Raw genomic sequence first — 11,021 nt, forward strand, 5'->3', positions numbered from 1 at the left:
ACCAATGCCGACCGGCCACTCAACGGAAGTCCCTGCGCCCGCAGCCCAGTTGGGGCAGACGGCTTTGAGGTGGTTGGTGAACACGAAGGTTGTCCCGGAACCATCCGAGCGGTGCACCCAGGTGATGTCCTTGGCCGGCAGCTTGTTGGCGATGTCGGGGTTGTCAGCTTTGATGCGCGGGTCATCCCAGCGGGTGATCTCGCCGGTAACAATGCCGCAGTAGGTTGCCCGCTTGAGGATGAGCTGTCCATCTTCGATGCCGGGCAAGTTGTAGGCAAACTCGATGGCGCCACCCCCCAGAGGCAACTGCAGGGGCTCATAGCCGTACTTCGAGCGGAAGCTTTCCAGCCGGGCGCCAGAGAAGGGGGCTTCCGAAACGCCAAAGTCCACGGTGCCGTTGATCACTTGCTCCAAGCCGGCACCGCTACCGACGGACTGGTAGCTAACTTGCACATTAGAGTCCACGGTACGGTTGTAGGTATCGAACCACCGCTGCAGCAGAGGAGCCGGGAAGGTCGCGCCCGCACCGGAGATTTGCACCACTTGAGCTTGGGCAGGAGCCAGCGACAGGGATCCCACCGCCAAGGCAGTGAGGGAGAAGATAGAAGCAGAAAGCAGGGATCGCATAGGAATGTCTGTTGCCAATCGACATTTACAACCTTATAACTTCAAGGTTAAGAAAAGAGTACTTTAAGGTTAAGCTTAGGTTAAATCGAGAGAAAAAGTCGATATTTTTTGAGTGTGCTGACTGGTTACAAAGACCTGGTTTTCCATCTGGAAGCTTCGAGCAGCTTGGATCCCGGCAAAATAAGGATCCTGAACCTCAGGATCCAATGGAAAGCTTGTATGGCAAGTCTTTCAGATTACGCGACAGCTCAACAGATGGCCTTAATTTTTAATAGAAGCTGTCGCTGAGAAAGTGAAGAGCAAGTCTCAGCTTAGATCTGGGCTAGGTAAGTTTTAATGCAAAGAAAGCTTTCCTCCTTTTGGAGGTTTGTACATAGCTTTAGCAGGTTAGGAAGAGCTATGCCCGGAGATTTTCTCCGGTTTTGGCAGAGAGAATTGGCTAGAAGGTTGGCCCCAGTGCTCTAGACGTGAAACGGCTCCCAGAGTTCCCCACCCAGAAAGAGAGCGGGACTCTAGGCCGGGATCCGCCCGCCCCCCATGAGGTACAGCAGGGCCATGCGCACCGCCACGCCGTGGGTGACCTGCTGCTCAATCAGGTTCAAGCCGGGATCCTCCATCACCTCAGAGCTAAGTTCCACGCCGCGGTTGACCGGGCCGGGGTGTAAAACCCTCACTTCGGGATGGCACAGGCGCAGCCGCTGCCGGGTGAGGCCGAAAAGGTGGTGGTATTCCTGCAGGCTGGGGAGGAGGAATTCGCTCATCCGCTCCTGCTGCAGGCGCAGGGCAATGACAAAGCGGGCTCCTTCCAGGGCCGGCTCCAACTGCCAGTGCACCGGCAGAGTATGGCCAGGCACAAACTGGGCAAAATCTTTGGGCAACAGGGTGGGTGGGCCGGCCAGGTGGACGTCTGCGCCAGCGGCCACCAGAGCGTAGAGGTTAGAGCGGGCTACCCGCGAGTGGAGGATGTCGCCGACGATGGCCACTTTCACCCCCTGGAGCAGCTCCGGGCGAGGTCGCTGCGGATCTAGGTGGCTACAGAGAGTGAATAGATCCAGCAAACCCTGGGTAGGATGCTCGTGCAGGCCATCTCCCGCGTTCAGCACCCCCGCTGGGGATCCGCGGCGGTCGATCTCGGCGGCCAACTGCTGCGGCACCCCCGCCTGGGCGTGGCGGACAATGAGCAAATCGGATCCCATGGCCAAGAAGGTGCGAACGGTATCCAGGATGGTTTCCCCCTTGCTCAGAGAAGAGGTGCCGGGGGAAAAATTGAGCACATCGGCTGAGAGGCGCTTGGCCGCCAGCTCAAAGCTGTTGCGGGTGCGGGTGGAGGGCTCGAAAAACAGCGTCACCACCACCTTCCCCTGCAGGGTGGGCACTTTGGGCAGCCGCCGGGTCAGCACTTCCTGAAAGCTGGCGGCGGTTTGCAAAACGATCTGGTACTCTTCCGGAGTAAAATCCGCCAGGCTCAAAACGTGCTGCCGCTGCCAAACCATAGGGGATCCTCAAAGGCCCAGGCGGGCAAAGATCTCGTCGAGGTGGGTGAGGTGGCGCTGGGGATCAAAGCAGGCCTGCAGCTCGGCTTCGCTCAGGTGGGCTCTCACCCGGGGATCTGCCAGCAAGTTGGCGCAGAAGTCCCCTTCAGGGTGGTTCCAGGCACGGTGCGCGTTTTCCTGCACCAGGCGATAGGCTTCCTCGCGACTGAGGCCTTTTTCGACCAACGCCAAAAGCACCTGCTGGCTGAAGACGACACCGCCGTAGAGGGTGAGGTTGCGCTCCATGTTGGCAGGGTAAACCTGCAGGTGGCGCACCAGATCCGCCATGTTGACCAGCAGGTAGTGGCAGAGGATGGAGGCATCGGGCAGGATCACCCGCTCCACCGAGCTGTGGGAGATGTCCCGCTCGTGCCAGAGGGGAATGTTTTCCAGGGCCGAGACGGCATACCCCCGTAGAAGGCGGGCGATCCCTGTCAGCTGTTCAGACTTGATGGGGTTGCGCTTGTGGGGCATGGCGGAGGATCCCTTTTGGCCGGGGGCAAAGTACTCTTCGGCCTCCAGCACCTCTGTCCGCTGCAGGTGGCGGATCTCGGTGGCAAAGCGCTCCAGAGAAGAGCCAATCAAAGCCAAGGTCTGCACATACTCGGCGTGGCGATCCCGCGAGATCACCTGGGTTGAGACCGTATCCGGCTTGAGCCCCAAGCGGGCGCAGGCCAACTGCTCCACCTGGGGAGGCACATTGGCGTAGGTGCCCACGGCGCCGGAGATCTTGCCCACGGCCACCACCTCCCGCAGGCGCGCCAGGCGCTCCTGATGGCGCAGGCACTCGGCCAGCCAGCCGGCCAGCTTGAAGCCAAAGGTGATGGGCTCGGCGTGGACGCCGTGGGTGCGGCCAATCATCAGGGTGTGGCGGTGTCGGCGGGCCTGCTCGCGCAAAGCAGCGATGAGATCGGCCAGGCGAGCTTGCAGGATCTCAACCGAGGCCACAAGCTGCAGGGCCAGGGCTGTATCCAACACATCCGAGCTGGTCAAGCCCAGGTGGATGTAGCGCCCCGCCTCGCCCACATGCTCGTTGAGGTTGGTTAGGAAGGCAATAACATCGTGCTTGACTTCCGCCTCGATTGCCAAAACCCGCGCCGGGTCAAAGGCGGCTTTGGCTCTGATCTCCTGCAGGGCTTCTTGCGGGATCCGCCCCAGCTCCGCTTGCGCTTCACAGACAGCCAGCTCCACCTGCAGCCAGGTCTGGAGCTTGTGGGCAGTGGACCAGATCTGGCCCATTTCCGGCAGAGTGTAGCGCTCGATCAAGGCGTCTTTTCCGTCGGTACGATAGGCTAAGCCAAGCTATTTTAGCGTTTGGCGCCCCCGCTCGAAGAAAAGCCGATAAGGGATCCCTGCGAGCTTGGCTTGCGGTGTCGAGGGAGCGGCAGGGAGTGGGCAGATGACCGTTGGAGCTGCGCCGAGCCGGGAAAAAGAGCTTGGGCAGCCGAAGAGTCCAGGGCGTTGTCCAGGGAGGGACATGGCTGTGAGATTGGTGATGGAAAGCTAGTTAACATGGGAAGCGCGGGGGCGCTCTACGGCTATGTCTGCAAACCTACGTTTTGTCCAAAAAGCTGAGGATCGTTTTGGATTCCAGCACGGCTTTTGCTCCCCTGACATTTCTTCTTTTGCTAAAGCTCAACAATCGCCGTTCTTGCCGGCAGTCTATACTGGATAGATTTAGGAGCCAAAGAGAGCGTGGTCAGCGGTGCGGGGCACGATGAAGCGTCGAGGGGGAAGGGTAGCGCTGATAGGTTGCTTGGCGGCATTTTTAGCTTCTGCCCCTGCCATCCCTTTGCCTGCCTCCCCAACTCCTCCTGAGAAGACCTCGGCCCCAAACACCGCTTCCGAGTTCAACTGGCAGGGATCCCTCAAGTTGCTGCGCGGGGATACGGTGGCCGCTTTGGCCGATCTGGATCGGGCGGTGCAGTTGGATCCCACCTATGCGCCAGCCTACGTTAACCGCAGCTACGTTTACAACCAGTTGCGCCAGCCCCAAAAGGCCCTGGCCGATGCGGAGCGGGCCATCCAGTTGGATCCAGGGATCCCGGAAGCCTACTTCAGTCGCGGCGTAGCCCACTTGCAACTGGGGGATCGAGAGGCTGCCATGGCCGACTTTCGCCAGGCTTTGGCTCTCTTTTCCAAGAGCGGCAACTTTGCCGACCAAACCATCCTGCAGCAACTGCTGCGCCAGTTGGGGGTGGAGTAGTCGCCCTTGGATTGGATCTAGAACCATCTCGGAGTTAGGCAAACCGAGGTTCTCCCAACCACTCGGCCAGGGAAACGGCCTGGGCCTGCAGCCCGAAAACTTCACAAAAAGATTGCACCAAAACTGGGGCCACGGCAGCCATCGTCACCCCCGGACAAAACTGCACCAGGGATCCCACGGGCCGGTCAGGGATCCCACAGGGCACGATGGCTTGGAAGGCAGCTAGATCCGGACAAACGTTGAGGGCAAAGCCGTGGTAGGTAACCCAGCGGGAGACCTTGATGCCGATGGCCGCCACCTTGTGGCCTTGCACCCAAACCCCTGTTAGGCCAGGGATCCGCTCCCCCTGCAGGCCGAAGTGGGCCACAGTCTGGATGAGCACCTCTTCTAGGTGGCGCAGGTAGCGATGCAGATCCGGCTGGCCGTGGGAGCCGTAGACAGTCCTATGGCGCTTTAGGTTGAGCAGGGCATAACCCACCCACTGGCCCGGCCCGTGGTAGGTCACTTCGCCGCCCCGCTCCACCCGCAGGATCTCCGGCCCCTCAGTAACAGGGGACTCTGGCTGAGTGTCTGGAGATCCTATCTGTCCAGCCAGGCTTTTGAGAAACTTGGGATCGGCCCCCGCCCCCAGGGTGTAGACCGGCGGGTGGGTGAGCAACAAAAGCCCATCTGGCACCTGGGGATCGCGGATCATCTGGGCCAACCTGACTTGCTGCCAAGCCCACGCCCTGCGGTAGGGCACCTCTCCCGCCTGGTGAACTTGGAGAACCGGCCCCGCCTCAAGCTCCTGCCAAAACGCCCTCAAGGTCTATCTGCCCTTAGCTGACCGGCAGGCCGATCTGCGCCCGCAACCGCTCCACCAGGGCGCGAGGCTGCAACAGCCCCTCGATGCGGTCAACCGGCTTCCCGTCTTTGAACAGGATGAGAGTCGGCACAGCGTAGATCCCCCAGCGGGCAGCAATGTTGGGGTATTTATCTATATCCACCTTCACGAAGGAAATAGCATCCCCCACCTGCGGCTTCACCTGCTCCAACACCTGAGCCATCACCTGACAGGGACCACACCAGGTAGCGTAAAAGTCCACCAGAATGGGAGTTTTGGATCCCTGGATCATGTCGTCAAAGCTCTTGAACTGCTGTTTTTGGGCCATGGGCAACCTCCAAAGGATGCGGCAGAAAACTTAGGGTGCAATCTATTTTTAGTCTAACTGTTTGAGATGAAGGTGTAGATAGGGATCCTGCTACAGGGTGCTGGCGGTTTCCCGGTAGGATGGCTAGGGCTGGGGAGCGTACCTGTAGTCTAGGGTGCAGGCCTGAAGGAAGGGGCAGACTTGAGCAGGGTTTAAGGAGTGGGATCCCAATGGCAACCATTCGGATGGTGAGCCGAGGTGTGGTGGCTGGCGTATTGGCTGGCATGGTCTTGAGCCTCTGGGGGATCGGGCGCTGGCTTTGGGATCCCTCGGCCTGGATCCAGGTGGTGGCCGGGCTGCTCCTAAGTGTGGCGACGTTGCTGTACTGGCTGAAGACGCGCCCCGCCGACTGTCTGCTGGTGGAGCCCCAGAGCTGGCGCCTCAGCCGCCTCAGCCCTCATCGCTGGCTTATCCAGGCCGAGTTTGTGGCCCGCAACCTCAACCCCCTTTTTGAGGTCACCTTGGCCCAGGTGCAGCCGCGGCTGCATCTGCTCAGCGCCGGCTCCCTCGAAGGGATCCAAAGTAGGATCCGCCTGCGCTCCCGCCATCCGGATCTGCCCCCCCGCCCAGACAACTACTGGCAGGCCTACATCATCTCCCCCCAAAGCCAGACCGGCTTAGAAGTCGAGATCGAGCTAGAGGGGGAAGGGCTGGCAGATTTGCGCTCGGCCTGGCTGGAGTTGGACTACATCCAGTACGGGCGGCAACGGCGCACCCTGAAGACCAGCCACCTGATCCTGCCCTTGCAGGAAGTGGAGCCCTTGCCGGAGCTGGCCTGGCAGCAGCAGGGGCTGGTGAGTTGGGCTCCTGTTCCCACCCATCTGCTTACCCCCAGCGACGACCTAGCCGAGGTGCTGCGGCACTACGTAGGCCCCCATATCCAGCCCGGCGATATTGTGGCCATCTCGGAAAGCGCGGCGGCCATCGTCCAGGGCAACTTTCGCCATCCCCTGCAGGTGCAGCCCGGCTGGCTGGCCCGCACCCTCTGCTACTTCTTCCCTTCCAAAACCAGTCTCTCAAGCTGCTATGGGATGCAGACGTTGATCGACTGTTCGGGGGCCTGGCGGGTGTTGGGGGCTTTTGTCGTCGGATCCCTGGCCAAATTGCTGGGGATCCGCGGAGCCTTCTACGCCCTGGCGGGGGAGCAGGCGGCCTTGATCGACGATGTCACCGGCACTTTGCCCCCCTACGACCAGTTCATCGTCTTGGGGCCGCGGGATCCGGCCAAGCTGGTGGCCGAGCTCCATGCCCAGACCGGCTACGAGGTGGCCATTGTCGATGCCAACGATCTAGGCGAAGTAAGCGTTCTGGCAACCAGCCCTGGCGTGGAGGAGGAGCTGGTGGAGCAGGCGCTGCGCAAGAACCCAGCCGGCAATGCGGCAGAGCAAACGCCGATTGTGCTCATCCGGAAGCGGCTGCCGGCATAGAGTTCGTCTGAGACTTGAGAACCTGCATCGCCTGGTGGGTCGACAAGAAGAAGCGCTCGGCGCCCACTTTCTCCACAAACCCAGCCCTTTTGAGGCGATCCATCACCGGCCCCTTCACCTCGGCCAGGGCAAAGCCCACCCCCATTTGCTGCAGACGTTCTACCAACTGGGCCAGGGCCTCCAAAGCGCTGCCGTCGATGAAGTTAATGGCGCTGGCCACCAGCAGCACCTGTTCCAATGCTGGCCGCGCTGCCACCTCTTGCAGCAGATACTCCTGCAGGTAGGCGGCGTTGGCAAAAAACAGGCTTTCATCCACCCGCACTGCCAGGATGCGCGGATCGGTAAGCACCTCATGGCGCAGCACGTTGCGGTAGTGCTCGGTGCCCGGCACCTGGCCAACAATGGCGATGTGGGGACGGCTGGCCCGCCAAAGAAAGAGCAGGATGGAAACCAGCACCCCCAGCCCAATCCCCGGCTCCACCCCGATCCCCAGCACGCTGGCAAAGGTAACCAACCAAACCAAGGCATCGCCGCAGTCGTAGCGCCAGCTCTGCAGCAAGGGGTGAAAATCCACCAGTCCCAGCACTGCCACCAGCACAATAGCTGCTAGGGTCGTCTGGGGCAGGAAGGTAAACAGAGGCATCAGCCAGCTCACCGCCAGGGCTATCAGGGATCCCGTGACCACCGAGGCCAGGCCGCTGTTGGCCCCGGCCTGAGCGTTAACCACCGAGCGGCTGATCCCACCGGTTACCGGGTAGCCACCACTCACGGCTGCCGCCAGGTTGGCCACCCCCAGGGCCACCAGATCCTGGTTGGGATCCACTTTCTGGCGCCGCTGGCTGGCCAGCGACTGCCCCACCGCATAGCTTTCCGTAAAGCCCACCAAGCTGATGGCCAAAGCTGTGGGCAGCAAAGCTCTCCACTCTGCCCAGCTCAGCCAAGGGAAGGCCAGGGAGGGCAGGCCAGCCGGAATGGATCCCACCACCGCCACCCCCGCTCTCTCTGAGAGGTTCAACCCCCACACCAGCAGCGTCGTCAGGAAGACGGCCCCCAAGGGAGCGCCCTTGGTGAGGATCAGGACCCAGAGGGGCGGGAGGCGGCGCAGTTGCGCTGGGAGCTTCCGCTGGGCGTACACCAAGAGGGCGATGGCCAACAGCCCCAGCCCCAGAGTGACCCAGTTTACCCCCTCCAGGCTCTGCCAAAGCCGTTGCAGCAGCAGCCAGAAGGACTCGGTGTTGGCGATCTTCACCCCCAGCAGATGGCGGAGCTGGCTGAAGGCGATGATCAAGGCTGCCGCGCTGCCGAAGGCTGTTACCACTGAGTGGCTCAAGAAATTGGCCAGAAACCCCAAGCGCAGCAGACCTACCCCTACTTGGATCAAGCCCGCTTCCAGGGCCAAGCCCAGCGCCAGCCGGCCATACTCCGGGCTGCCCGGCTCCGCCAGCGGCTCCAAGCCCGCGGCCACCAGCAGGGAGATGATGGCCACCGGCCCCACCGACAAAGCCCGGCTGGATCCCAGAAAGCCGTAGGCGATCACCGGCAGGATGCTGGCGTAGAGGCCCGCCTGGGGAGGCAGCCCGGCCAGCAGCGCGTAGGCCATGCTCTGGGGCACAAGGAGAATGGCCGTGACCAGGCCGGCAATCAGATCCCCCGGCAGATCCTCTCGCCAATAGCGAAGCCACCACAAGGAATCCTTGGCAAAGGGCAGGTAGCGCGCCCAGATCCCCTGCTTTGTAGAAGAGGCGGACGGGATCTCGCTGCTCATAGCGTCTGACCTCGGTTCCAGGGCATGCGGGCCAAAAGCAGCGCCAGACCACAGGTGTTGGTGATCCCGGCAAACACCAGCCCGGCTCCCACAAAGCCGCTCAGCAGCAGCCAGGCCGGATGGACAAAAGCTCCCAGCAGGGTGCCGGCCACCACCAGGGATCCCGCCGCAATTTGAACCTGCCGCATCAGCGAGATGGGGGCGTTGCGGGTGCGGGTGGTGGGCAGCTTGGCGGCCTTCCAGGCTTCGATCCCGCCCTTTAGGCTCATCGCTTCCGGCCAGCCGTACTCCAGCAACTGACAGCCGGCGCGGATGGAGCGGCTGCCCATGCGGCACTGCAACACCACCGGTTTTTCCGGCGTCGAGGCGGGCACCTTGGCCGGATCAAAGCTAGACAGAGGCATGTTGATCGCCCCCGGGATCCGCTCGTCGTGGTATTCTGCCGGCTCCCGCACGTCGATCAGGTGCACCCGCCACTGATCTAGCCACTGCTTCAAGGTCAGGGCGTCGATCTCCTTAAGACGGGGATCCCGTTCCTGCTGAGCGGAAGGCGTAGGACTCTGTTGGGCTGCGGTCATTGGTTTCCTCCTTGGGTAGAACGTGGTATTCTGACTAGCCCTCCTCCTCAAGCAGCCTGCTGGGCTTGCCAGGATAAAACTGGCTATCCAGGATTTGCTCGGGAGAATAAGGACAGGTCTTGGGAAAAGTCTTTCTGGGCAGCTTTGTCTCTTCCAGGGCCAGCTGCAGCGCCCTCAAGTAAGACTTGGAGATGGCCTCCGGCAAATAGGGCCTCAAGCTGGGGTTTTCTTCCAATAGATCCAGAACTTCCTGTCGCTGCACCTGTAGGGTAAGAAGCCAGCTTACCGATCTAGCCTGCGGCTGATACTCCCATTTCAGGAGGTGCCCCACCAAAACCCCTAGCCGGTTGCGCAGCTCTTGCCGCTGTTGCCTGCCCAACGATTCCATCTCCTCAATCAAATGGGGCAGGTCTAGCTTCTCCCAAGCCCGCTCCCGCAGAAATTGAGCTTGTTGCTGAGTCCAAGCATAGAAATCCTTCTCATAGAGACTTTCTGGATCCACTCTCGACCCTCCCCCTTCTGACCCGCCAGCTCAGAGAAGTCTAGCTAGCCCCGCAGGCTTTACAGCCAGGCTCTCCCACCCAAGAGGGTTTGCCCCACTAAACCGCGGCTGCCACTTGGCCGCACTGCTCGTTGGCGGGCAGGGCTTCCTGGATCTTCTTGGGCTGAGGCAGGTTGAGGCTATTCATCAAGGCGATGAAGCTCTCCCGCGAACGCAGCTTGCCCGTCTGTAGATCCACAAAGCGGGGGTTCCAGCGCTTCTCTTCGCCAATGGTGGAGACGGTGTGCCCACGGTAGTCGTGGCCGGGATAGACCAGCGTCTCGTCTGGCAGGGTAAACAGGTGCTGCGTAACGTGGTCGTACATCAGGCCGGGATCTCCACTTTGGAAATCCGTGCGCCCACAGCCGCGAATGAGCAAGGAGTCTCCGGTGAGAATGCGATCCCCATGGACGCGGTAGCTCATGTGGCTGTCGGTGTGGCCCAGGGTGGCGATGGCCTCGATGACAATGGATCCCACCTGCAGCGTTTCCCCATGGCCGATAAAGCGATCCGCACATTGCGCCTTGGCCTGAACCGGCACCACCCCTTGGCAGCCGGTCAGCTCGCGCAGCTTGCCAGTGCCGGTGATGTGATCGGCGTGGACGTGGGTTTCCAAGCAGTACTTCAAGGTCAGACCCAGCTCTCGAATTAACTTCAAGTCCCGCTCCACCTGCTCCAAAACGGGATCCACCAGCGCCGCCTCGCGGGTGTTTGGGTCTGCAACTAAGTAGGTGTAAGTGCTTGTCTCGGCGTCGAACAGTTGGCGAAATAGCATGTTACCCTTCTGTCTGTTGGCAAAGACCTGAACGCAATTTGGGCCTCTGGAAACACTATATAACCATTTAGTGTTAAAATCAAGCCAGCACAGCCCTCAAGACGGTCTATGGATGGGGACGAGCTCGCGAAAGGCGGCAAAGACGAGCGCCAGTTGACCCTGACGCCAGAGGTGCTGACCAGCGTGGCGGAGTACTTCAAGGTTTTGGCGGAGCCCAGCCGCCTGCAGATCCTGTGTCAGTTGCGCTCGGGGCCCAAGAACGTCACCCAAATCCTAGAGGCCACTGGCATGGGCCAGGCCAACGTTTCCAAACATCTCAAGATCCTGGCGCAGGCAGGGATCGTCAGCCGCGAGCCCAAGGGCGTGAGTGTCTACTACCA

The 11,021-nt window shown here is 61.1% G+C and carries 12 protein-coding genes; 3 read left to right on the forward strand and 9 right to left on the reverse strand.

The features are described from left to right. The 3 genes from NW809_RS07215 to purB form a co-directional block, all read right to left on the reverse strand. Positions 1–627: phosphate ABC transporter substrate-binding protein PstS (locus NW809_RS07215; RefSeq protein ID WP_414401818.1), on the reverse strand; the 627-nt coding region annotated here is incomplete at its 3' end. 512 nt (positions 628–1,139) lie between these two features. Next, entirely contained in the window at positions 1,140–2,120 is a 981-nt protein-coding gene (locus NW809_RS07220; protein ID WP_414401819.1) for an aspartate carbamoyltransferase catalytic subunit, read from the reverse strand. A 9-nt stretch (positions 2,121–2,129) separates the two neighbouring features. Next, entirely contained in the window at positions 2,130–3,425 is a 1,296-nt protein-coding gene (gene purB, locus NW809_RS07225; protein ID WP_414401820.1) for an adenylosuccinate lyase, read from the reverse strand. 490 nt (positions 3,426–3,915) lie between these two features. Between purB and NW809_RS07230 the strand changes: the two genes are divergently transcribed. Continuing rightward, complete coding sequence (locus tag NW809_RS07230) at positions 3,916–4,365, forward strand: tetratricopeptide repeat protein (protein WP_414401821.1); 450 nt, start codon at positions 3,916–3,918, stop codon at positions 4,363–4,365. A 34-nt stretch (positions 4,366–4,399) separates the two neighbouring features. On the opposite strand, the gene lipB is transcribed toward NW809_RS07230, so the two are convergent. Then, a complete protein-coding gene (lipB, locus tag NW809_RS07235) occupies positions 4,400–5,170 on the reverse strand; it encodes a lipoyl(octanoyl) transferase LipB (RefSeq protein WP_099834870.1) in 771 nt (256 codons plus the stop codon). A gap of 13 nt (positions 5,171–5,183) precedes the next feature. Then, positions 5,184–5,516, reverse strand: coding sequence for a thioredoxin (trxA, locus tag NW809_RS07240; RefSeq protein WP_011430556.1), 333 nt, complete (start codon positions 5,514–5,516; stop codon positions 5,184–5,186). Between the two features lie 209 nt (positions 5,517–5,725). Here trxA and NW809_RS07245 point away from each other — a divergent pair, with 209 nt between their 5' ends. After that, a complete protein-coding gene (locus tag NW809_RS07245; protein WP_240527862.1) occupies positions 5,726–6,982 on the forward strand; it encodes a coenzyme F420-0:L-glutamate ligase in 1,257 nt (418 codons plus the stop codon). Here the strand turns inward: NW809_RS07245 and NW809_RS07250 are convergent. From NW809_RS07250 to NW809_RS07265, 4 genes are all read right to left on the reverse strand, one after another. Next, a complete protein-coding gene (locus NW809_RS07250; RefSeq protein WP_414401822.1) occupies positions 6,957–8,747 on the reverse strand; it encodes a SulP family inorganic anion transporter in 1,791 nt (596 codons plus the stop codon). The two genes, NW809_RS07245 and NW809_RS07250, sit on opposite strands and share 26 nt — an antisense overlap. Next, positions 8,744–9,325: a rhodanese-like domain-containing protein gene (locus tag NW809_RS07255; protein ID WP_414401823.1), complete on the reverse strand. Its 582-nt coding sequence runs from the start codon at positions 9,323–9,325 to the stop codon at positions 8,744–8,746. Before NW809_RS07255 ends, NW809_RS07250 begins: the two co-directional genes overlap by 4 nt. Before the next feature lie 34 nt (positions 9,326–9,359). Continuing rightward, positions 9,360–9,827 carry a DUF29 domain-containing protein gene (locus NW809_RS07260; RefSeq protein WP_414401824.1) on the reverse strand — a complete coding sequence of 156 codons (468 nt, stop codon included), beginning with the start codon at positions 9,825–9,827 and terminating at the stop codon, positions 9,360–9,362. Positions 9,828–9,924: 97 nt separating this feature from the next. After that, positions 9,925–10,641 (reverse strand): MBL fold metallo-hydrolase, encoded by a 717-nt coding sequence (locus NW809_RS07265; protein ID WP_414401825.1) that lies wholly within the window; start codon positions 10,639–10,641, stop codon positions 9,925–9,927. Positions 10,642–10,749: 108 nt separating this feature from the next. Between NW809_RS07265 and NW809_RS07270 the strand changes: the two genes are divergently transcribed. Continuing rightward, on the forward strand, positions 10,750–11,021 hold a 272-nt coding region (locus tag NW809_RS07270; protein WP_414401826.1), incomplete at its 3' end, for an ArsR/SmtB family transcription factor.

This window comes from Synechococcus sp. WC101 (assembly GCF_047461555.1).
GTDB lineage: Bacteria > Cyanobacteriota > Cyanobacteriia > Thermostichales > Thermostichaceae > Thermostichus.

Bases quoted from the DNA above. Each gene is read 5' to 3' on its own strand.
- NW809_RS07220 (WP_414401819.1), bottom strand. From the start codon at position 2,120: ATGGTTTGGCAGCGGCAGCACGTTTTGAGCCTGGCGGATTTTACTCCG.
- trxA (WP_011430556.1), bottom strand. From the start codon at position 5,516: ATGGCCCAAAAACAGCAGTTCAAGAGCTTTGACGACATGATCCAGGGA.
- NW809_RS07245 (WP_240527862.1), top strand. From the start codon at position 5,726: ATGGCAACCATTCGGATGGTGAGCCGAGGTGTGGTGGCTGGCGTATTG.
- NW809_RS07250 (WP_414401822.1), bottom strand. From the start codon at position 8,747: ATGAGCAGCGAGATCCCGTCCGCCTCTTCTACAAAGCAGGGGATCTGG.
- NW809_RS07255 (WP_414401823.1), bottom strand. From the start codon at position 9,325: ATGACCGCAGCCCAACAGAGTCCTACGCCTTCCGCTCAGCAGGAACGG.
- NW809_RS07265 (WP_414401825.1), bottom strand. From the start codon at position 10,641: ATGCTATTTCGCCAACTGTTCGACGCCGAGACAAGCACTTACACCTAC.